Origin of the sequence: Enterococcus sp. AZ129 (assembly GCF_051714505.1) — a bacterium.
Lineage (GTDB): Bacteria > Bacillota > Bacilli > Lactobacillales > Enterococcaceae > Enterococcus > Enterococcus faecalis.
The window spans coordinates 1,891,394-1,911,934 of sequence record NZ_JBIORY010000001.1; the positions used below are offsets into that span (position 1 = coordinate 1,891,394).

Here is a 20,541-nt window from a genome sequence, read left to right on the forward strand (position 1 = left end):
CCCACTTTCTTCTCGTTCAGGGTATATTATACCGTAAACTGAAGCATTTACAAGCTGAAACATGTGTTCTGGCAACGGTTTAGACTTTTTTAAAGAAATCCATTTATTTTTTCTTTTTAAACCATCTAAACAAGCGTTGTTCAAAACTTGGTTGTTTCTTTTCTTTATCTCCAGATAAGTATTCATCGACGACAGCGTTGACAATTGCTCCTAAAATAATAATCGTGGCAGCAAAATTCAGCCATAACATCAAGATGATAAAACTCCCGATGATTTGATAACTTGCGATTCTAGAACTAAAATATTTTACGTACAAACCAAAAATTTGTGATAATAGCATCCAACCGACTGTCGAAAAAATAGCCCCTGGCAAAATAGAACGTAACGATAATTTCCGATTAGGAACGACCGCATAAATCAAACACATAATCACTAATAAAACAACGGTCGTTAACGGCCATTTTAACGCTTGGAAAGTATCGATCACAGATGTTGAGTAATGGAAAATTGGTTGCAGTAATTCAATAATGTACTGACCCAGACCTAAAATTACTACTACACCAACAATCGCTACCATAAATAACAAAATAACTAAAAATGAGACCACTCTTACGAGAATAAAATTTTTCCTTTGTTCGACACCAAAAGCTTTATTCATCGCGTTTTGTAGTGCATTAATACTTTGACTGGCACTCCAAAATGCTGCTAAAGCGGAAACAGAAAGCAACCCGCCTGAACGTTGAGTCAGTAGTGAACGAATCGCTGGTTCTAAGTTCTTATAAACATCTTTCGGAATCGCCTCTGCAATATAAGGCAACACAGAATTAGGGTCGATTCTTAAATAAGGTAAGACATTACCTACCGCAATCAGTAATGGAAACAGCGAGAGTAATAAATAATAGGCAACAACCACTGAGCTGTTGCCTATTTCGGCTGTGACCATGTGACTTTGCGTTGTCTCAATAAAACGCATCAAAGATTGATTCTTTTTGATGTTGTCGAGAAACTTCATCACACACTCTCCTTATTAATAAGTCAATTCTTCGCCTTGTGACGTTAAGATTCTTGGACCTTCTTTCGTAATCGCTAATGAATGTTCATATTGACAACTTAGACCGCCATCTTCAGTATAAGCAGTCCAACCATTTGGGTCCATTTTCATGCGCCAAGTTCCTGTGTTAACCATTGGCTCAATGGTAATAACCATTCCCTCTTTTAAACGTAGTCCTTTACCTGCTTCACCATAATGAGGAATCATTGGACTTTCATGGATAGTTGGGCCAATGCCGTGGCCTACAAAGTCGCGAACAACCCCATAGCCTTCTCCTTCTACATACGTTTGAATTGCATGACCAATGTCGCCAATTCTATTTCCTACTTGTGCTTGTTCAATCCCAAGATATAGCGCTTTTTTGGTTACTTCCATCAAGCGATCAATTTCAGGTGTTGATTCACCCACGACATAAGACCAGCATGAATCAGAGATTGCGCCCTTTAAGTCGACACACATATCTACTTTGATTAGGTCGCCATCTTTTAATACTTTTTTACGAGGAAATCCGTGGCAAATTTCGTCGTTGATACTACAACAGGTAGCATATTTGTAACCTTCATAGCCAATTTGAGCCGCCACGCCACCATGACTTTCAATAAAGTCTCTCACAAATACTTCAATATCCCAGCTTGTAATGCCAGGTTTAATAAACGTCCGTAAATGACGGTGAACATCCGCTAATAATTTCCCTGATTCATCCATCATTTCAATTTCTCGTGGTGATTTTAATGTAATCATACTATCTCTCCTAAACTTGTTTCATTCAAATTATTTTATCACATTTTTTGCAAAAAAGATTGTTCAAACACCAATTTTCAAAAAGTCCCTTAATAAAAGCACTCGCTAGTCTTTTATAAGAAATGCGCATCTGCTATAATAAGTGACAGAATTGTATGAGGGGGAAGAAAGTTTATGACGTTAGCTAAAATTGTGTATGCAAGCATGACTGGGAATACAGAAGAAATTGCCGACATTGTTGCAGAAGCATTTGAAGATTTAGAATTAGAGGTCGAAATTGATGAGTGTACGCAAGTCGATGCCGCTGATTTTGAAGAGGCCGATATCTGTGTAGTAGCTACATATACGTATGGCGATGGCGATTTACCTGATGAAATTGTCGACTTTTATGAAGACTTACAAGAGATTGATTTATCAGGAAAAATCTTCGGCGTTTGTGGTTCAGGAGACACGTTTTATGATGATTTTTGTAAATCGGTGGACGACTTCGAAGCAGTCTTTACTCAAATTGGGGCAAAAAAAGGCGCCGACAGCGTTAAAGTTGATTTAGCCGCTGAAGAAGACGACATCCAACGTTTAGAAGAATTTGCGAAAAAATTAGCAACTGCCGCAGAATAACTACGTTGAAATAAATAAAATAAACACCAGAAAAAAATGGCTAGTTCCCATTTTTCTCTGGTGTTTTGATATTCCTAATTTAAAAATAAAATACTGTAATTTAATGCTGCCGCAAAAGTAACCCAAAGAATATAAGGAATCATCAACCAGCCACGCGTTATTAATTTATAACGCAAGTAGTCCCACTGTTGAACTATTAATAATAGCCATAACAATGAGATATCAATCACAGATAATAAATTATTTTGTAAAGAAAAAAAGAAAAATGTCCAGAAAAAGTTTGCAATAAATTGTAAAATAAATAGCGTAATCATCCGTTTTTTCTGTTGTTTATTTGGATGAACTAAGATGAAATAAAAAGTAATGCCCATAAAAATATACAACACCAACCACACCGGTCCAAATAACCAGCCTGGCGGAGCAAAACTTGGTAATCTCAACGCTTGATAATATTCTCTCGCATTTACTGAAAATAAGCCCGACAAGAGCCCTAGTCCGGTAATTCCTACAATACTTAGCCATAAACGCTTATCTTTCACTCGGTTCATGTTTTTTGCCCCTTTCTATTTCTCTTCTTTACTGTAGCATGGTTGCGAATAATCTACCATTAATACACTTAACAAAAAAAGACCGTTCTTTTAAGAAACAGTCTTTTGCTGTAACCTCACAGAAGTTATCAGCATGAGGTTACACTTTTTTTAATTTTTATAGGTCAATATCAATTGGTTCATCTCGTTCAAGAATTGCTTCAATACTATCTTTCATTAAATGAATGATTTGTTCTTCTGAAGGATGGATAATTCCAGAAGTCATCAATGCAGCCACACCAGTAGCGACCACCCATGTTCCCATGTGTAAAGAGTCAATTTGAACATCGTTTAAATTAGCATACTCAGGATCAGCTTTTACCGCTTCAGTAAAATAGTGATAAGAGAATTCTTGCATTTTTTTGCCGCCACCATATTCTTCTAAATAAAGCGCACGGTATAACTTACTTTCACTTGTCGCAAAATGAATATAGTTTAAAGCCAAATCAACAATTGTATTCCCGGTATGTTTTACTGGAAAGACTTCTTTCGCTAAGTATTTATGAATTTTTTGGAATAAAGCATCGCGTAAATCATCCATGTTTTTAAATTCCAAATAAATCGGTTGGGTGGAACATTTCATTTTATTAGCAATATTACGTGCAGTGAACTTCGAAAATCCTTCAGTGGCGACTACTTCATAGGCAGCTGTTAAAATCTGCTCTTTCGTAATGGTTTTTTTTCTTGCCATAATTCCCTATCCCCTTTATTCATTCATATACAACGCTTCCAAATAAATGCTTATGGTTATTGTAACACGATTTTTCTATTATGCAAAATTAGAACAACTCTTTGTACAAAAGTTCACTGAGCGGGAGCACGACAACTTTTACCCCGACTTAAAATAACAGTTGATAAAGGCTTTATTTCGTTGAGTTCCCTGCTCTTCCGTGTTATGATATGAACAGTCATTACCCATCAAAATGAAGGAGGAATCACGAATGACCTTAGAGAATTTTAATGAAAATCTAAAGAAATATGCACGTTTAATTGCTGAAACGGGTGTCAATGTTCAGGACAATCATACGGTTGTTTTACAAATCAGTGTTGATCAAGCGCCCCTTGCCCGCTTAATTACGGAAGAAGCTTATCGCTTAGGTGCGGCCGAAGTAATTGTTCAATGGAGCGACGAAACCATTCAACGTGAATTTTTAGCTCATGCTGCAACTGATCGTATTGAAAATGTTCCTCAATATAAAATTGATCAAACCGATGATTGGATTGCCAAAGGCGCAAGCCGAATTAGCGTGGTTTCTTCTAATCCTGATGCATTAGCTGGCGTGGATGCACAACGTGTAGCAGCTTTCCAAGCGGCTAATGGGAAAGCATTGGTCAATCTACGAAAAGCAACGCAAGCCAACAAAGTAAGTTGGACTGTTGTAGCTGCTGCTAGTGAAGGCTGGGCAGCTAAAGTCTTTCCAGAATTAGCAACAAGTGAAGAACAAGTTGATGCACTTTGGAATGAAATTTTCAAAACAACACGAATTTATGAAGAAAACCCAGTCATTGCTTGGGATATCCATGATAAAAAATTACAAGAAAAAGCGGCTGAATTAAACGAACAACAATTTACTGCTTTACACTACACAGCTCCTGGGACAGATTTAACGATTGGTTTGCCTAAAAACCATTTATGGGAAGGCGCTGGTAGTTATAACGCTCGTGGGGAAGAATTCATGGCTAATATGCCAACAGAAGAAGTTTTCACCGCCCCAGATAGTCGCCGCGTTGATGGTTATGTTTCTAGTACAAAACCACTAAGTTATGCTGGCACACTCATTTCGGGAATGAAATTTACATTTAAAGATGGAAAAGTTGTTGACTTCTCAGCTGAACAAGGCGAAGAAGCATTGAAAAATCTCTTAGCTATTGATGAAGGTGCCAAACACCTAGGGGAAGTTGCTTTAGTACCTGACCCTTCACCAATTTCACAATCCGGTTTGATTTTTTATAATACATTGTTTGATGAAAATGCCTCTAATCATTTAGCCTTTGGTTCGGCCTATGCCTTCAACTTACAAGGCGGCACGGAGATGAGCGAAGAAGAATTAGCTGAAGCTGGTTTAAATCGTAGCCAAACACATGTGGACTTTATGGTAGGATCTGACAAAATGAATATTGACGGCATTAAGGAAGACGGGACGATTGTTCCAGTTTTTAGAAATGGCGATTGGGCATAAATTTAAAAAGAAGCAAGCCGTAAAAATAACGGCTTGCTTCTTTTTATTTCAAATAAAAAAAGGCTTCTCAGCCTTGATACGTTCCTTATTCAATCAGACACATGGCGGCACTTGCTTAGTGCTGCTTCCTTCCGGATCTGACACAATTCACTAGCCCGCCATTGTCCTAGCCTTTCGGCAAAACCTAGTATAACGTATTTTTATTCTTTTGACTAGTCTTTCTTTTGATTTTTTAAAAGTTTCTCTTCTTTTTTCTTTGCCCGTAACTTTTTAAAGAACTGAACTAGCAATAAGCGACACTCTTCTTCTAAAACGCCTGCTTCGACATAGGCCACATGATTGAAGCGTTCATCTTCTAATAAATTCATCAATGTGCCAGCAGTGCCTGCTTTAGGATCGGTTGCGCCATAATAAACTTCTGGAATTCGTGCTAAAAGCATCGCCCCACTACACATTGGACAAGGCTCTAAAGTTACAAATAATTGGGTTTCTTCTAGACGCCAATTTTCTATCCCGCGACACGCTTCTTGGATTGCATACATTTCTGCATGCGACGTTGCTTCTTGCCGTGCTTCTCTCAGATTATGCCCGCGGCCAATAATTTCCCCTTGCCGAACAATTACAGCTCCAATAGGCACCTCAGCCAAACCTTCTGCTTTTTTCGCTTCTGCAATGGCTTCTCGCATAAAAAATTCTTTTTCTTCTTGTGTTAACGTTGTTTCTTTTTTTCCCAATTAATTTCCACCTTTCGGCTTTTTCCCACTAAACTTCTGTCTTGCTTCATGGTACAATAAATCAGTGAGGTGTGTCTATGATTATTGAAAATTTATCTCAGCTTTATCCCAAAGGCTATTTATCAAAAACAATTGGTTCCGAAGCCACCTATTCAATTCCTGTTGACGACCAATTTTTCATTGTGAATAAAGCTTTCTTAAGTATTAAAGAACAGCATTTGTTGGAAGCGCTTTTCCCGATTTCTGAAAACCCAACAATTACTGGTAACCATCCTTGGTTCAGTTACTTATTTCAACAGGCAAAATTACCTGCCGAAGGGACCTTTCGTATGTTGCAAATTCAAACGAATGTCCCAAAAGAATTACAAGCTGAATGGCAATTTAATTTAACAAAGATGTTTCCAGATACAGTTGATTGTTTCAGTCCAAGTAATAATATGTATATTTTAGTTGAAGAACAGTCAAAAAATACCTTTCAACAAGAAGAAATTCAAGGGATCTTTTTAACATTAGATACAGACTTTGATTGCACTAGTGCTGTATTTGTTGGCAATTTTTATTCCTCTGAAGACATTCTCCGGCGTTGTTTCCATGAAGAACAACGTATTTTTTCAGAAGAACTTAATTCCTCTAGTCGGACGACTGTTTTTAGTTTAACTGATGTTGCCCTCCACTATTTTACCAAGGAAGCCATGAGCCAAAATGTACTTGTTGAGTATTATCGTCGTTTATTAAATAAAGACACCGATATTCAGCCAATCATCAGCGCTTTGTGGAAAAATCAAGGCAATATCAGCTCCACTGCAAAAGATTTATTTATGCATCGAAATACTTTACACTATCGGTTGGAAAAGTTTTTTGAACAAACTGGCTTATCTTTAAAAAAAATGGATGATTTAATCTTTTGTTATTTGTTATTAAGAAAGTAGTACGTCCATTTTTTACTCGTATGTTTTTTATTCCCAATTAGAAAGTAGGCGTTCCAATGAAAATTACCGCATATGTCGCTAGTGCATTTAGTAAAAACCACGAAGGTGGCAACAAAGCAGGCGTTGTTTTTATGACACAGCCCTTAACGAGAACCCAAAAAATGGCCATCGCCAAAGAACTAGGATTTGCAGAAACTGCTTTTATTTCGGACTCAAAGATTGCTGATTTCCGCCTTGAATATTTTACACCAAAAGAAGAAGTCGACTTATGTGGCCACGCGACAATTGGCGCTTTCACCATTATGAAGCACTTAAATAAATTATTGCAAACAGCATATACAATCGAAACGAACAGCGGTTTGCTCGCAATCACGGCGAACGGTGAACAACTATTTATGGAACAAACTGTCCCAACTTTTTATGATACGCTCACTTTAGAAGAATTGAGCGGCTGCTTTGATTTAAACGCAGTGGCAACTGCTTTTCCTATCCAGATTGTGTCAACGGGTCTAAAAGATATTTTGGTTCCCATTAAAAATGCGCAATTATTACAGGATTTACAACCAAACTTTGAAAAAATTAAGTTACTTAGTCAAAAGTATGGAGTTATCGGGATGCATCTTTTTGCTTTGTCTGAAGAAAATATCATTTGTAGGAATTTTGCACCCCTTTATGATATCGATGAAGAAGCCGCTACTGGTACATCAAATGGTGCGTTAGCTTGTTATCTGCACCATCACCAAATTTTACAAAAAACCAATTACACCTTTGCCCAAGGTTATACCTTAAACGCTCCTTCAGAAGTCTTAGTGCGTTTGAACACTACATCCCAAAAGACAATTGATCAAGTTCTAGTTGGTGGCAGAGGCTATTATGTTGAAACAAAAGAATTATTTTTATAAAAAAAAGATGGCCTAGGCCATCTTTTTTACTTCATTGCATCTTCAATAAATGTGAAAAAACGTTCTTTTAAAGAATCTGTATTGTCTTTAACTTTTTCGCCATATTCAGCTAATTTTGAACCGCCATCTTTCACACGATCAACAACATTTAAAACAGAATCTAATTCATCATCGGATAAATCATCGACAATCGATAATAATTTTTGGTTTCCATCAAATTTATCGTCTACAAACTTTTTAACTTTATAACGATTGGAAACATGAGATACCTTCTTAATAATTTTTTCAGAAGCGATGACTGCAACAGAGACACTTGCAACTGCAGCAATGCTTAAACCGATACCAATTTTTGTTGATGCTTTCATTTCCTTCAGCTCCTCTGTTATTTTCTACTTTAATCATAACATATTATTACTTTTATGCGTAATAGAAAGACCTTTACTAGCACTTAGTCTCGTCGGTTATTGCCACCAAATAAAATAACCAAACGTAAAAGTTGTAAAAAGGTCGAAAGCGCCGCTGCTACGTAGGTAAGTGCAGCTGCAAAAAGAACTTTTCTGGCCATTGGGACTTCTTCTTCTGTTAATAACCCACCTTCAGAAAGAATACTTAATGCACGTCTAGACGCATTAAACTCCACCGGTAAGGTCACCAATTGAAAAATCAAGGCTAACGAAAAAGCCAAAATTCCAATGTTGATTAACGTTTGATTCCAACTAAATAAAACACCAATCAAAATTAGTGGAAAGGAGATGGTTGAACCGATGTTGGCAACTGGAACAATGGCTGCACGAAGACGTAAAGGCACATAGTTCGTATGATCTTGTACCGCATGTCCGCATTCATGAGCCGCCACGCCAATAGCCGCGACCGATGTCGATTGAGCAGTTGCTTCTGACAAACTCAACATTTTGTTTCCAGAATTATAATTGTCGGTTAAATCACCAGCGATTTGCTGAACTCCGACATCATTAATTTGTTCTTTTTGTAAAATATACTGTGCTGCCTGCGTGCCTGTAACATGTTTACTACTTCGTACTTGATCATACTTACGAAAGGTACTGTTAACATATGCGGAGGCCGCACCAGAAATCGCAATTCCGATAATTACTAATATATAGGTTGGATCGATTCCAAAATAAAAGGGCATCATTGTCCTCTACCTCCATCTTTTTTTCTTTATTGTAGCATGATAGAGAAAAAAAGGGAGCGACAAACGTTGTCTTTTGTTTAAAAAAATGATGAATTTTTCAAGAAAGTACCAAAACTAACAAAAGTGTCACTCAATTAACGGAAAAAAATATGGCAAATTTTCTAAAAAAAAGGCATACTATTCCTTGAGGTGAGGAAAATGAAAACATTACTAAAAATATTAATCCCCTTAGTCATTTTAGCCGGTGGTAGCTGGGGCGTTTATAATTACTATTACGGCGGAGAAGCCTATTATACACAAATCACAACATCTGGTGAAAAGAAAGATGAAAAATCAGATTCTGGTGAACCGACGACCATGTATTACTATCAACAACCTGCGTTTAATAAAAACGGCGAAGAAAAGACCGTGGAATTAAACGAATACCGTGATCAACCTTTACGTATGAAAGCCTATCTAAAATTGAAAGTCAATCCCCGTAAAGGCGTGATCAGTTGGAATGAAGTGACAGAAAAAGAAGTCCCTGAAAAAGCTTTAGAAAAATTGAAATAAAGAAAAAACCGTTGGCAAACGACCAACGGTTTTTTCTTTATAATTGATTACTAATTTTTTCGATATTTTTTAGCATAATGGACACTGTGCCATCTGGATTATTGACGAATTCAATTAAATCGCCATTGCGGTAAACATCTAACGGAACAATTAATTCAATACCGTTATCCATTTTTAACTTCTGTTTGCCAAACTTCTTTTCAGAAATTTCGCGAGATTCTCTGACTGGCGGTGTTTTGTCGACAAACTTCGATTCATTCACTTCTTCTTGGTAAGCTAATTTAGCTGATACATTTTCTTTAAACACTTGCTCAGCAATCTGCTCATTGTCAATCGTCCCCGTTTCCTCAATGCTATCATACACCGCTTCTTTTACAGAAGCCATTAGTTCAAACTCATCTTCGTTAAATTTCTTTCCAATGCGTTTGACTGCTTTTTTAATTTCTTTGATATTTTCTTCCATGGAAGGTGCCGCTTGCGTCTCAATCACTTTTTCAGAGAAATACCAGATTTTTTCTCCTGAAAATTCATATCTTTTCTCTAGTAATTCAAATGCTAATGTATCTAAGTCAACCGTAATCCCTTCATCTGGTTTTTGTGATTTTGAAGACAAAATTGCTCGGTTGATAATCAGTTTGTTATAAACGGATTCTTCTTCATAGTCGACGTAATGCGTGTAACTTTCTTTATAGTTTAATTTAATCATTGCGACATGTAACACCGTATCTAATTCATATAAAATGAACAAAATATCAGCACTAGGCGCATCTTCGCTTCCTGAATAAACATCATACCAATGTTGGGTAACTTCTTGGCTTTTCTTTATAAAATCACTAGGAATCCCACGTAACGTGTCAACAAAGGAACTATTTTCCGCCAATGTTCCAGTCTTTGTTTGTGCAGTCGAAAGTTTTGAAATTTTTGCAGTTAAATACGTTCGAATATACTCAGTGGTTAAATCTAGTTCCTTTTCAGAGAAAACCGGCGTCCCAGTTTCTCGATCAATAATGTGTAAAATTGCTTTTTTTAAATAAATATCCATTTTTACGCTCTCCTTTTCTCAACCTTTTTAGTCTAACTGAAAGAGAGAAAAAAGCCAATAGTTTCTATAAAAAGAAGAAGAATTCGTAGACATTTTTCTACGAATTCTTCTTTACTTCAAAAAGTGATTACCCTTCTTCGCTGTATAACATCCCTGTTGCTTCATCAACTGGATCGACTTTATTAAAAATGCCTTTCTTTCTGAAAATATAAGTTAAGCCCATTGGTACGATAATGGCAATCGCCATTGCGCCTAAAAACGGCAAGTAATATTGTGGCACAATAGATAAAATTCCTGGCAAGCCACCGACGCCGATACTTGTCGCACGAACGCCCATTAAAGTGGCAAACATTCCTGCCATTGCTGAACCAATCATGCCCGCAACAAATGGATAAACATATTTTAAGTTGATCCCAAACATCGCTGGTTCAGTCACACCTAGGTAACAAGAAATCATTGCTGGAATCGAAACTTGTTCTTCTTTTTTGTTTCCACGATGCATAAAGATAACTGCTAAAACCGCTGAACCTTGTGCAATATTTGATAGAGCAATCATTGGCCATAAGTTGGTTGACTGAAAGTCAGCAATCAACTGTAAATCAATAGCATTACTCATATGATGCAACCCAGTGATGACTAATGGTGCGTACATAAAGCCAAAGACGGCGCCAAATAACCAATTAAATGTTGACGTTAATCCTGCATTTACGATATCAGAAACCCAACTACCAATCGTCCAACCGATTGGTCCTAAAATGACATGTGCAGCCAATACTGTTGGTACTAAAGCAAACAATGGGACAAAAATCATTGAAATTGCTTGAGGAATCACTTTTCTAAAGAAAATTTCAAGATAGGCAAGCAAGAAGCCAGCTAACATAGCTGGGATAACTTGCGCTTGATAACCAATCATGTTAACTTGAGCAAACCCAAAATCCCAGAAAGGAATTTCTGCTGCTTTAGTCGTCGCAACTGAATAAGCATTCAGAAGTTGTGGTGAGACTAATGTAATCCCTAGGACAATCCCCAAAATTTGTGTGGTTCCCATTTTCTTCGTAATACTCCACGTAATCCCAACTGGCAAGAAGTGGAAAATTGCTTCGCCGATTAACCATAAGAATGAATTGACTCCATTCCAAAATTGAGAAACTTCCACGATTGTTTGACCATCAAGAAAGCCAAATGGAACCCCTTCCAAAATATTGCGGAATCCTAAAATCAATCCCCCGATAACAAGTGCAGGAATCAATGGTGTAAAAATCTCAGCTAAAACAGAAACAACTCGTTGAACAGGACTCAAATTACTTTTGGCAGCTGCTTTCCCTTCTTCTTTTGAAACCCCTTCTAAACCGGAAATTGCAGAAAAATCATTATAAAATTGTGGGACTTCATTCCCAATAATTACTTGAAACTGTCCAGCATTTGTAAAGGTTCCTTTTACAGAAGGAATATCTTCAATCACAGGTACATCCGCTTTTTTTGGATCTTTTAATACAAAACGCATTCGAGTTGCACAATGAGAAACAGCTGAAATATTCTCTTTGCCTCCTACTGCTTTCAACAACTGTTGTGCATCGCTTTGAAACTTACCCATTTTACATTCTCCTCTCAAACTTGTATATACAATTAAGTTGTATATACATCATACTTGATTATTCTTTTTTTGGCAAGCGCTTTCTTTCAAAAAAAATAATTTTATTTTTTTACAAATCCCTTGTCTTTTCTTAAAGAGTCAAACAGAACGCTTTTTTAGCTGCTTCTTTATTGCTATACTACAGAGGGAAAAAACGAAAAGGAGTATGAAAAATGTTTTTTAAAGAAATTCATCATGTGGCAATCAATGCCTCAAATTATCAAGTAACTAAAAATTTTTATGTCGAAAAGTTGGGCTTTGAAGTTCTTCGCGAAAATCATCGTCCCGAAAAAAACGATATTAAATTAGATTTAAAATTAGGCAGCCAAGAATTGGAAATTTTTATTTCTGATCAATTTCCCGCTCGCCCCTCTTATCCTGAAGCTTTAGGATTACGTCATTTAGCTTTTAAAGTTGAACATATTGAAGAAGTGATTGCTTTTTTAAATGAGCAAGGAATTGAAACAGAACCGCTACGAGTAGATGATTTTACGGGTGAAAAAATGACCTTCTTTTTTGATCCAGATGGACTACCTTTAGAACTTCATGAATAATAAATAAAGGAGAGAAACAAAATGAAAGATACCTTTCGCTTAGAAAACCAGACGATTTATTTTGGTACAGAACGAGCAATTTCAGCCAGCCCTCAAACGATTTGGCGCTACCTGACTGAGACAGACAAGCTAAAACAATGGTTTCCAGAATTAGAAATTGGTGAATTAGGTGTTAACGGGTTTTGGCGGTTTATTCTGCCCGATTTTGAAGAAACGATGCCTTTCACTGACTACGCAGAGGAAAAATATTTGGGCGTGACTTGGGATACTGGTATCATCTATTTTGACTTAAAAGAACAAGCACCTCATCAGACCCTGTTAGTCTTTTCAGAATCTCTCCCAGAAAATTTTACAACACCTCGCCATAAAGATATCGCTGGTTGGTCAATTGTTCTCAACCGCTTGAAGCAAGTAGTTGAAACCCCTGATGCAGCACCAGAAAAAATAGATTTTCCGCAAATAGAAAATCATTACTTAGAAAAATTAACGAATTTAGAAAATTAAAAAGTGTGGCACAACGGGTAAATCACCCTCTGTGCCACACTTTTTAAAAACGTAAGATACGCTGATAAACAAATAAACCTAAATCAATTAAACAAACAACAAAAATTGCCAATAATACAAAAGAGACCCGCAACTCTGCGGCGTACATCCCTCGTAAACTAATTGTTGCCAAACATAACCCAAAAATCGTTGCCATTGTCACTTGTAACACGGTTCCTGGTTTTAGGGCATAAACAAAAATGCCAATCAAACTAGAAACAACGAGGTGCGTCAGTGGCAATTGAAGCCAATTGACAACAAACAGACTAAGGAAACATCCTAAAAGAGTCCCCCAAAAACGTGTCTTAATACGCGTATTCATTTCTGCTTTCACTGGATGCAAGAGTAGAAAAACATTCATCGGAATCCAAATTATTTTAATGCCTCCTACACTCCACATTAAAATAAAACTCAGCGTAATGGTGAAACTCATACGAATAGCTAAACGAAATCGTTGCACCCTTTCGTCAGGACTTTCTAAAAATTGTTTGAAACTTGTAATCCCAAAAAAAGTCTGTTGTAAGTCGTGCCAGAAATTAATAACCGCCAATTTTTGTTGCTTCATATTTAATTGAATGCTTTTATGGCCTCTACTCTTTAAGCTGGTTAACTGACTTAATCCTGTTTGCCACCAAGCGTTTAGTGTTAAAGCCAATAAAAAAAGACCAATTAAAAAGGCCACAACTTGAGATTGCATCAAAAATGTATTTCCTTTAACCTGGATTAACTGACAAAACGTAAACATCATCAAATAACTATGATACCGCATCGGTGTCGCAGATGAATAAAATAAATAAACAATTAAAAATGTCACACTACTATTTAAAATAATAGACCAGCTAAAGGAACTACTAGCTATAAATGCTAAAAAACTGATCACAAATTGCCTGATACTCATTTTGAGCAGCGCTACAAACGAATAATCTTTTTTATAGTTAATTTTAAACATAATAGTAAATACAGGCACCATAATTAAATAGCTTGGGGAAAATAAAAAATCCAATGTATAAAAACTAACCAAAAAAAAGGCGATGACTGGGAAAATGGCCCAAACATACGCAAAAAATTGCTGACTTTTTGTACTAAAAAAATAAATAACAATCACTCCAATATCGATTCCTTATCCATTGTAACATGCTTGTCAATTCCCTCTTCAAATTGAATATACCAATTCGTTAAAAATAAATAAAAAAGCGAATAAATACGCTTTCATTTCTTGTTTTTTGTGCTATAATCAGCCTATATGATATATCATTTAAAACAAAGGAGCTACTTTCATGAATATTCAAGCGATTGATACGCGACACGGAACTGCCAACCAACATAGTTTTTCAAATGGAAATTGTCTACCCTATACTGGCGTGCCATTTGGGATGAATTTTTACGCCCCGCAAACAACTGACCAAAAAGGCAGCTGGTGGTTTCATCCAGAAGATCGAACATTTCAAGGCTATCGAGTAACGCATCAACCAAGTCCTTGGATGGGTGATTTTAGCCATTTATTAATGACCCCTGTCAGTGGTTCATTGTCGGAACTTTCTTTATTCCATGCCCAAAGTTCTTATCGTCCAGAAGAAAGCCTTTTTTCTCCTGTCGAAATTAACTTAACTCAATTACGCTATCAAATAACTTCTCAATTAATCCCAAGCATGTATGGTGGTATCTTAACCATTGATTATCAACAAAAAGATAATCACTTACTACTAACTCTGCCTGGACGTTATCAAGTAAAACAATTAGATGACCATCAAGTGGCTGTAAAAGTCATCAACTATTCTGGTTGTGAAGATCCAGATTTTAGTTTTTATTTTGTGCTTCATTTTGAACAGCCTTTAACCAAATGGTTTGCCCCTTCTTCAGGTGAAGATGGCAAAATCCTTCTTTCTTTTGGAAATATTGCTCAACAAGTTGTTCATTTTAGTAGTTCATTTATTTCTGAAAAACAAGCGCAGTTAAATTTAGCGCGAGAAATCTCTTTGCGTTCTACTGAGATGCTGCAACAAGGAATCGCAGATTGGAATAATTATTTCGATCGCCTTAAAGTAACGCATGAAAACCCTGAACATACTAAAACGTTTTATCATACACTGTATCGAACATTCCTATTTCCGCAAACCTTTTATGAATTGGACGAAAATCAGCAGCCGATTCATTATGATACGTTCTCGCAAACGGTTCGTCCTGGTGTACTATATACCAATAATGGCTTTTGGGATACTTATAAAACGGTCTACCCATTGTTCTCACTAATTGCTCAAGAAAAATACGAAGAGATGCTAGAAGGCTTTTTAAATAGTTACAACGAAACAGGTTTCTTGCCAAAATGGTTATCTCCAGATGAGCGTGGTTTAATGCCCGGCACCTTGATTGACGCTGTAATTGCTGATGCCGCCGTGAAAAAGATTCGTCCTGACTTGATGCCTCAGTTCCTAGAAGCGATGAAAAAAGGCGCTACACAACAAAGCGAACGAGAAAATTATGGACGTCAAGGAACTCTGGATTATCTAAAATATGGCTATGTTCCTTCAACCTATCATGAATCTGTCAATCATACTTTAGATTATGCGTACAGCGATTTCTGCATTTCACAAGTTGCAAAAACATTGAATGATTCAGAGACCGCAACGTTTTATCGTCAACAAGCCTTGAATTATCAACAACTTTTTAATCCTGAAACTGGCTTTATGCAAGCAAAGGATACTGAAGGTAATTTCCGTCCTGACTTTTTAGATATTCGTTGGGGCAAAGATTACGCCGAAGGAAGTGCTTGGCAATCAAGTTTTGCGGTTTATCAAGATTTTGCAGGTTTGATTAAGCTATATGGTAGCGAGTTAGCTTTCGAAAAAAAATTAATTCAGCTCTGCAATCAAGCGCCTAACTTTAACGTTGAAGGCTATGGTTTTGAAATTCATGAAATGAGTGAAATGGCGGCAATTGATTTTGGTCAATTAGCCATCTCAAATCAACCAAGTTTCCATTATCCGTTTCTATTCAGCTACATCGGCAAACCAGAGATGGCTCAACCACTTTTAAAACAACTAATGCAAACATTTGATGCTTCACCAACTGGCTATCCAGGTGATGAAGACAATGGCAGCATGTCTGCTTGGTATATTTTTAATAGCTTAGGCTTTTATCCCGTCACACCAGGAACTGGTGAATATGTAATCGGGATGCCTTTAGTCCAGACGGCGGAAGTAAAACTATCAAATGGTAAACAATTAACCATTCAAACATCACCAAACAAAGTCCAACAACAATTTATTCATGAAATTCAGTTAAACCAAGAAAAACATACTGCGCCTTATTTTACTCATCAAGAACTATTAAACGGCGGGACTTTAGATTATCAATTAGGGATTGTCCCGAATCCACAAAACACAGCAGAACGACCGTTTTCATTAAGTACAGAAAAATAATAAAAAGAAAGATGTTCATAAAAATTGAACATCTTTCTTTTTATTCTTCGACACCTGCGTAATTTGATTGGTATTGCTCTCGAAATTCTTTTGGGGTAATTCCATTTAATTTTTTAAACATTTTTGAAAAATAGTTGGTATTGTTAAATCCTACTTTTTCTGAAATTTCGTTGATTGTATCATCCGTGTACAATAATAATTTCTGGGCATGCTTGGTACGCACTTGATTCAAATATTGAGAAAAACTCCGCTTGGTTTCTTTTTTGAAAATTTGGCCTAAATAACTAGGGTTCAAATGAAGCTCATCCGCCACCGTTTTTAAGTTTAATTCTTCTAAATAGCCTTGTTCAATTCTTTCTACAGCTTGGCTAACACTTTCTGAATATTTTTTTATTTTAGGTTTATTTTTCACTTCTGCCAAGACTTGCTGCATTAACGCATACAGTGTATTAAGATTGTTGCTGGCTCGAATTTCTTCCACGATTTTTTCATAGTTTTCTTCTAACACAGTTGGATACTGACGCGAAATATCTGAAAAAAGTAAGAAGACTACATAGCGTACATATTCTGGCGTAGCGTGTTGTTGACTTAACTGATTGAAAATAGCATCTAATTCCCGTTGAATGGTCTGCATATCCCCAATCATCAAGGCTTGGTTAAACGCTAGAAAAGTAAAATCTTCTGCCGAACGATTCATTTGTTCTTTTTGATTATTTGGCAGAAATTCTTGATAAAACGTTTCAATTGCTTGCAACTGTTTTACTTTCTCATAACTTTCATAAACCGTTTCCCATTCATTGACAGATTCCCCTACAAAAATCTGACCTTGACCAGCTAGAATCGCTTCAATTTCACGAATAAATAAGAACGCTTCTTGTCTGGCCCCTTTATAGATAAGTAACAATTGGTGGTACGTACTCATCCAACTTTCAATGAATAACAGTTGGCCTTTTTTCATAAATAGTTCCTTGATTGTTTCTAAAAATGGCATCTCAGCTTCAACCAATAAAACGGTAAAATCACCTGGTTTTATAGTCGCAAATTGCTGCATTAACTCTTCGTATTCCCCTTCGCTGATTTCATCATTAAGCCAACGCATCAAGCCATTTTCTAGATATAGACGCACGCGGGCATGGGATTTTTTTTGTTGGTCCAATTCTATTTTAATTCTCTGGATATTGGCTAATAGTTCTTGTTTATTGACTGGTTTCAAAAGATAATCTTGGACCTGCAAAGCCATGCCTTTTTTGACGTAATCAAACTCTTGATAACCTGATAAAATTAAACTAATAAATTGATGTCCTTTTTTCTTTGCTTGCTCAATTAATTCGATCCCGCTCATTTCTGGCATCGTAATATCTGTTAATAAAACATCAATGGATTCTGTTTCTAAAAAAGCCAATGCTTCTTGCGCACTACGCGCTGTTTTAACAATTTCAAAGCCTAACTCTTGCCAAGGAATAATCCATTTTAAGCCTTCTAAAATCATATATTCATCATCAACAAACATCACTCGATACATCTTTTCACCCCTTATGCTACAAACGAAAGACGAATTGTCGTCCCTTCTCCTTCTTTCCCTTCAATGGTTAAACCATAACTCTCCCCAAAAAAGCGTTGTAAACGTTCATGAACATTTCTTAATCCAATGGATTGTTCCGTTTCTATTTCTGTTTGATTTAAACGTTCGCGAATTTCCTCTAACCGATTGGCGGTAATTCCTTTTCCATTATCTACAACAGCCACAATAATTTTTTCGCCTTCTCGGTAGGCGTGGACCTTAATAGCATTGTCTTGTCGTTGATAGTCAATTCCATGCACAAAATAATTTTCGACAAGCGGCTGAATGATAAACTTAGGAATTTCGACATCAGCAATTGTTTCTTCTATTTCGAACTTATAGGCAAATTGATCGGGATAACGCATTTGATATAAATACACATATTTTTCGCAAAATGAGATTTCCTCTGCCAAAGTCGTGTTTTTTTCTTGGTTAATATTATTCCTAAGTAATGTTGAAAAAGCATAGACAACATCAGCTAGTTCTTCTTGTTGCCGACTCAAGGCATACATGCGAATATATTCCAACGTATTATAAAGAAAATGAGGATTAATTTGCGACTGTAACGCTCTCATGTGGGCATCACGTTGCTTAATTTCTAAAGTATAAATATCGTGAATGTATTGATCTAAACTGTCGACCATAAAATTAATCGCGGAAGCAATATCATTCAACTCTTCCTGAACTTGATTCGTGTCAATTCGTTCTTTTAAATTGCCATCGCCAATGGCTCGTGTCGCTTCTAAAATTAATTGGACTTGTTGAGAATAGCGTTTAAATAGGCGGTTTAAGCCCACTAATAAAATAACAATCAAAAGTAACCCAATCCCTAAAATGGCTGCATAATTCATAAACAATTGTTGAAATAAGACTCGGCGGCTTGTTAATAAGAGAATGGTACTCCGGCCACTGCTTTCTATTTCCGTAATATCGTAGCGATTATGAAAAACCTGTTGAATGTCACTATCGGTGTGCATTCTTTTATCTAGTTGCCGCTCTTCTTCTTTGGTAAATTGTGCTTTTTCAGAAAAAATTTGATTTCCAGCACTATCATAGATAAACGCATTAATACCTGATTTTTTCAATAAGTCTGCTTGGTTGCCTAGCAACTCTTGACTTGAAAACACAGTGTACAACTCTCCCAGCGGTTGTCCTGTATAAGGATCGGAGATAATTCGCATTAGTTGAAAGCCATGTTTTTTAATTGATGACATATCCATTTTTTTCCCATTTGTAGCTGTGCGATTGGCGAACAAAACCTGATCAAATTCATCTAAGCGAATAATCACTTCTTCTAAGTCAGGAAAGGTGCTAAATAATGTACTTAAATTATTTCCAAAGTGGGTACTGACCCGATCTTCCGACCATTGGCTGTAAGTATAGTCAAAATACTCAGGAGGAGAAAGTTCCATATATTTTCGCATGTTTTCAATTTTACTTGCAGAGCCAGCTAATTCATTAATCATATTCGTCGCCGCATTATTTTTATTCGTTACATAGCTGTCAATTTGGGAAACGGCGTTATTTTTTTGTGAATCAATTGATAAGTTAATTGTATAAGTAACATAAACGCACAAAGCAGCCACCGTTAACAAAATAATACTTGTTAACAGTAGACTGTATTTTTGTACTAATCGATTTAATAAATATTTTTTTTTAAACAGTTTTTTGAAGATTCGCTTCATTTTGTTCCAACTTTCCATCAATAAACTGGCGATTTTTGCGCGTGACATAGGCACACCACATCATAATTAAGGCAAACGAAGCAAATAGTAGCAGTCCTTTCATTTTCCAAGTTAAAGCAACGATACTAATTACACCGAATAAGACTTTAAAAAATACACCGAGGTTTAAAAAGATACTGATAAATGAAAGCTTCATTAAATCAATAGTTGAGATAAAATAGCTTCCTTCATATAGTAGCATATAAATGTAAAAAATAACGAGTATTAGGGAAACAAAAAATAAAATAAATGTAATAATTAACCACATTATTCCGGTAAATTGAACGGCTAAATAAATATTATAAAAAACAAATCCTAAAGTGAAGAGAAAAAGTAAAAAATAACAGTTACTTCTTTTAAAATGTGCTTTCCATGATTCAAATGCTCGTTTAACGGTGATTGCTTGATAATTCATGCCCTCTTCCAAAATGAAATCAGTCATCATTTGGAGTGCTGGACCAACACCAAAAATAATCCCTCCAGCTAAACTAAATAAAACAAACAGTAAATTTAGTTTGATTACTGTCCAGGAAAGGTAAAACAACCGTTGAATCCCTGTACTTTCCATCTTCCTCTTCCTTTCTATTATGTAAAAGGCTGAGCCAAAAGCGCTCAGCT

21 protein-coding genes and 1 other RNA gene are annotated in these 20,541 nt (G+C 36.3%); 8 read left to right on the top strand and 14 right to left on the bottom strand.

Annotated features, from left to right (window positions below; translation table 11 throughout):
* Window positions 1-103: 103 nt before the first annotated feature.
* Together IGJ90_RS09355 and map are read right to left on the bottom strand one after the other, a co-directional pair.
* Window positions 104-1,012: a YihY/virulence factor BrkB family protein gene (locus IGJ90_RS09355; protein ID WP_002383768.1), complete on the bottom strand. Its 909-nt coding sequence runs from the start codon at window positions 1,010-1,012 to the stop codon at window positions 104-106.
* A gap of 15 nt (window positions 1,013-1,027) precedes the next feature.
* Window positions 1,028-1,792: a type I methionyl aminopeptidase gene (gene map, locus IGJ90_RS09360; RefSeq protein ID WP_002366958.1), complete on the bottom strand. Its 765-nt coding sequence runs from the start codon at window positions 1,790-1,792 to the stop codon at window positions 1,028-1,030.
* Between the two features lie 174 nt (window positions 1,793-1,966).
* Between map and IGJ90_RS09365 the strand changes: the two genes are divergently transcribed.
* The gene (locus IGJ90_RS09365) at window positions 1,967-2,410 is read left to right on the top strand and encodes a flavodoxin (RefSeq protein WP_002356885.1); all 444 of its coding nucleotides are present in this window, start codon (window positions 1,967-1,969) and stop codon (window positions 2,408-2,410) included.
* A 74-nt stretch (window positions 2,411-2,484) separates the two neighbouring features.
* Here IGJ90_RS09365 and IGJ90_RS09370 read toward each other — a convergent pair whose 3' ends face one another.
* Both IGJ90_RS09370 and IGJ90_RS09375 read right to left on the bottom strand, forming a co-directional pair.
* The gene (locus tag IGJ90_RS09370) at window positions 2,485-2,958 is read right to left on the bottom strand and encodes a TspO/MBR family protein (RefSeq protein WP_002356884.1); all 474 of its coding nucleotides are present in this window, start codon (window positions 2,956-2,958) and stop codon (window positions 2,485-2,487) included.
* Between the two features lie 157 nt (window positions 2,959-3,115).
* Window positions 3,116-3,688, bottom strand: coding sequence for a TetR/AcrR family transcriptional regulator (locus IGJ90_RS09375; RefSeq protein WP_002356883.1), 573 nt, complete (start codon window positions 3,686-3,688; stop codon window positions 3,116-3,118).
* A 250-nt stretch (window positions 3,689-3,938) separates the two neighbouring features.
* Between IGJ90_RS09375 and IGJ90_RS09380 the strand changes: the two genes are divergently transcribed.
* Window positions 3,939-5,177 carry an aminopeptidase gene (locus IGJ90_RS09380; protein ID WP_438768026.1) on the top strand — a complete coding sequence of 413 codons (1,239 nt, stop codon included), beginning with the start codon at window positions 3,939-3,941 and terminating at the stop codon, window positions 5,175-5,177.
* Between the two features lie 86 nt (window positions 5,178-5,263).
* Here IGJ90_RS09380 and ffs read toward each other — a convergent pair.
* Window positions 5,264-5,350, bottom strand: an RNA gene (gene ffs, locus IGJ90_RS09385) — signal recognition particle sRNA small type.
* A 39-nt stretch (window positions 5,351-5,389) separates the two neighbouring features.
* Window positions 5,390-5,911, bottom strand: coding sequence for a tRNA adenosine(34) deaminase TadA (gene tadA / locus IGJ90_RS09390; RefSeq protein WP_002366959.1), 522 nt, complete (start codon window positions 5,909-5,911; stop codon window positions 5,390-5,392).
* A 77-nt stretch (window positions 5,912-5,988) separates the two neighbouring features.
* Here tadA and IGJ90_RS09395 point away from each other — a divergent pair, with 77 nt between their 5' ends.
* Complete coding sequence (locus IGJ90_RS09395; protein ID WP_002398570.1) at window positions 5,989-6,840, top strand: PucR family transcriptional regulator; 852 nt, start codon at window positions 5,989-5,991, stop codon at window positions 6,838-6,840.
* A 56-nt stretch (window positions 6,841-6,896) separates the two neighbouring features.
* Window positions 6,897-7,742 (top strand): PhzF family phenazine biosynthesis protein, encoded by an 846-nt coding sequence (locus IGJ90_RS09400; RefSeq protein ID WP_002372093.1) that lies wholly within the window; start codon window positions 6,897-6,899, stop codon window positions 7,740-7,742.
* A 26-nt stretch (window positions 7,743-7,768) separates the two neighbouring features.
* Here the strand turns inward: IGJ90_RS09400 and IGJ90_RS09405 are convergent, their stop codons facing one another.
* Window positions 7,769-8,107, bottom strand: coding sequence for a hypothetical protein (locus IGJ90_RS09405; protein ID WP_002356871.1), 339 nt, complete (start codon window positions 8,105-8,107; stop codon window positions 7,769-7,771).
* An 83-nt stretch (window positions 8,108-8,190) separates the two neighbouring features.
* Window positions 8,191-8,895 (bottom strand): zinc metallopeptidase, encoded by a 705-nt coding sequence (locus IGJ90_RS09410; protein WP_002384290.1) that lies wholly within the window; start codon window positions 8,893-8,895, stop codon window positions 8,191-8,193.
* A 198-nt stretch (window positions 8,896-9,093) separates the two neighbouring features.
* Here IGJ90_RS09410 and IGJ90_RS09415 point away from each other — a divergent pair, with 198 nt between their 5' ends.
* Window positions 9,094-9,447, top strand: a complete 354-nt coding sequence (locus IGJ90_RS09415) for a YxeA family protein (RefSeq protein WP_002398569.1) — start codon at window positions 9,094-9,096, stop codon at window positions 9,445-9,447.
* 37 nt (window positions 9,448-9,484) lie between these two features.
* Here the strand turns inward: IGJ90_RS09415 and IGJ90_RS09420 are convergent, their stop codons facing one another.
* Together IGJ90_RS09420 and treP are read right to left on the bottom strand one after the other, a co-directional pair.
* Window positions 9,485-10,489, bottom strand: coding sequence for a nucleoid-associated protein (locus IGJ90_RS09420; protein ID WP_002387246.1), 1,005 nt, complete (start codon window positions 10,487-10,489; stop codon window positions 9,485-9,487).
* 127 nt (window positions 10,490-10,616) lie between these two features.
* The gene (gene treP / locus IGJ90_RS09425) at window positions 10,617-12,083 is read right to left on the bottom strand and encodes a PTS system trehalose-specific EIIBC component (protein WP_142960919.1); all 1,467 of its coding nucleotides are present in this window, start codon (window positions 12,081-12,083) and stop codon (window positions 10,617-10,619) included.
* A 212-nt stretch (window positions 12,084-12,295) separates the two neighbouring features.
* On the opposite strand from treP, the gene gloA2 reads away from it, so the two are divergent.
* Both gloA2 and IGJ90_RS09435 read left to right on the top strand, forming a co-directional pair.
* The gene (gene gloA2 / locus IGJ90_RS09430) at window positions 12,296-12,676 is read left to right on the top strand and encodes an SMU1112c/YaeR family gloxylase I-like metalloprotein (protein WP_002366964.1); all 381 of its coding nucleotides are present in this window, start codon (window positions 12,296-12,298) and stop codon (window positions 12,674-12,676) included.
* A gap of 21 nt (window positions 12,677-12,697) precedes the next feature.
* Window positions 12,698-13,180: an SRPBCC family protein gene (locus IGJ90_RS09435; RefSeq protein WP_002356863.1), complete on the top strand. Its 483-nt coding sequence runs from the start codon at window positions 12,698-12,700 to the stop codon at window positions 13,178-13,180.
* A gap of 43 nt (window positions 13,181-13,223) precedes the next feature.
* Here IGJ90_RS09435 and IGJ90_RS09440 read toward each other — a convergent pair whose 3' ends face one another.
* Window positions 13,224-14,324 carry an FUSC family protein gene (locus tag IGJ90_RS09440; protein ID WP_002366965.1) on the bottom strand — a complete coding sequence of 367 codons (1,101 nt, stop codon included), beginning with the start codon at window positions 14,322-14,324 and terminating at the stop codon, window positions 13,224-13,226.
* 172 nt (window positions 14,325-14,496) lie between these two features.
* On the opposite strand from IGJ90_RS09440, the gene IGJ90_RS09445 reads away from it, so the two are divergent.
* Window positions 14,497-16,638: a GH92 family glycosyl hydrolase gene (locus IGJ90_RS09445; RefSeq protein WP_002366966.1), complete on the top strand. Its 2,142-nt coding sequence runs from the start codon at window positions 14,497-14,499 to the stop codon at window positions 16,636-16,638.
* A gap of 40 nt (window positions 16,639-16,678) precedes the next feature.
* Here IGJ90_RS09445 and IGJ90_RS09450 read toward each other — a convergent pair whose 3' ends face one another.
* Genes IGJ90_RS09450 through IGJ90_RS09460 form a run of 3 tightly spaced genes read right to left on the bottom strand, consistent with a single transcriptional unit; the run spans window position 16,679 to window position 20,491 of the window.
* Window positions 16,679-18,160 carry a response regulator transcription factor gene (locus IGJ90_RS09450; protein ID WP_002366967.1) on the bottom strand — a complete coding sequence of 494 codons (1,482 nt, stop codon included), beginning with the start codon at window positions 18,158-18,160 and terminating at the stop codon, window positions 16,679-16,681.
* A gap of 11 nt (window positions 18,161-18,171) precedes the next feature.
* Window positions 18,172-19,902: a sensor histidine kinase gene (locus IGJ90_RS09455; protein WP_438768326.1), complete on the bottom strand. Its 1,731-nt coding sequence runs from the start codon at window positions 19,900-19,902 to the stop codon at window positions 18,172-18,174.
* A complete protein-coding gene (locus IGJ90_RS09460) occupies window positions 19,856-20,491 on the bottom strand; it encodes a YesL family protein (protein WP_002362905.1) in 636 nt (211 codons plus the stop codon). The genes IGJ90_RS09455 and IGJ90_RS09460 overlap by 47 nt, the downstream gene beginning before the upstream one ends.
* Window positions 20,492-20,541: the final 50 nt, after the last annotated feature.

What these genes read in the sequence shown, in the direction of transcription:
- IGJ90_RS09355 (WP_002383768.1), bottom strand. Translation starts at nt 1,012, where the DNA reads ATGAAGTTTCTCGACAACATCAAAAAGAATCAATCTTTGATGCGTTTT.
- map (WP_002366958.1), bottom strand. Translation starts at nt 1,792, where the DNA reads ATGATTACATTAAAATCACCACGAGAAATTGAAATGATGGATGAATCA.
- IGJ90_RS09365 (WP_002356885.1), top strand. Translation starts at nt 1,967, where the DNA reads ATGACGTTAGCTAAAATTGTGTATGCAAGCATGACTGGGAATACAGAA.
- IGJ90_RS09370 (WP_002356884.1), bottom strand. Translation starts at nt 2,958, where the DNA reads ATGAACCGAGTGAAAGATAAGCGTTTATGGCTAAGTATTGTAGGAATT.
- IGJ90_RS09375 (WP_002356883.1), bottom strand. Translation starts at nt 3,688, where the DNA reads ATGGCAAGAAAAAAAACCATTACGAAAGAGCAGATTTTAACAGCTGCC.
- IGJ90_RS09380 (WP_438768026.1), top strand. Translation starts at nt 3,939, where the DNA reads ATGACCTTAGAGAATTTTAATGAAAATCTAAAGAAATATGCACGTTTA.
- IGJ90_RS09395 (WP_002398570.1), top strand. Translation starts at nt 5,989, where the DNA reads ATGATTATTGAAAATTTATCTCAGCTTTATCCCAAAGGCTATTTATCA.
- IGJ90_RS09400 (WP_002372093.1), top strand. Translation starts at nt 6,897, where the DNA reads ATGAAAATTACCGCATATGTCGCTAGTGCATTTAGTAAAAACCACGAA.
- IGJ90_RS09405 (WP_002356871.1), bottom strand. Translation starts at nt 8,107, where the DNA reads ATGAAAGCATCAACAAAAATTGGTATCGGTTTAAGCATTGCTGCAGTT.
- IGJ90_RS09410 (WP_002384290.1), bottom strand. Translation starts at nt 8,895, where the DNA reads ATGATGCCCTTTTATTTTGGAATCGATCCAACCTATATATTAGTAATT.
- IGJ90_RS09415 (WP_002398569.1), top strand. Translation starts at nt 9,094, where the DNA reads ATGAAAACATTACTAAAAATATTAATCCCCTTAGTCATTTTAGCCGGT.
- IGJ90_RS09420 (WP_002387246.1), bottom strand. Translation starts at nt 10,489, where the DNA reads ATGGATATTTATTTAAAAAAAGCAATTTTACACATTATTGATCGAGAA.
- treP (WP_142960919.1), bottom strand. Translation starts at nt 12,083, where the DNA reads ATGGGTAAGTTTCAAAGCGATGCACAACAGTTGTTGAAAGCAGTAGGA.
- gloA2 (WP_002366964.1), top strand. Translation starts at nt 12,296, where the DNA reads ATGTTTTTTAAAGAAATTCATCATGTGGCAATCAATGCCTCAAATTAT.
- IGJ90_RS09435 (WP_002356863.1), top strand. Translation starts at nt 12,698, where the DNA reads ATGAAAGATACCTTTCGCTTAGAAAACCAGACGATTTATTTTGGTACA.
- IGJ90_RS09445 (WP_002366966.1), top strand. Translation starts at nt 14,497, where the DNA reads ATGAATATTCAAGCGATTGATACGCGACACGGAACTGCCAACCAACAT.
- IGJ90_RS09450 (WP_002366967.1), bottom strand. Translation starts at nt 18,160, where the DNA reads ATGTATCGAGTGATGTTTGTTGATGATGAATATATGATTTTAGAAGGC.
- IGJ90_RS09455 (WP_438768326.1), bottom strand. Translation starts at nt 19,902, where the DNA reads ATGGAAAGTTGGAACAAAATGAAGCGAATCTTCAAAAAACTGTTTAAA.
- IGJ90_RS09460 (WP_002362905.1), bottom strand. Translation starts at nt 20,491, where the DNA reads ATGGAAAGTACAGGGATTCAACGGTTGTTTTACCTTTCCTGGACAGTA.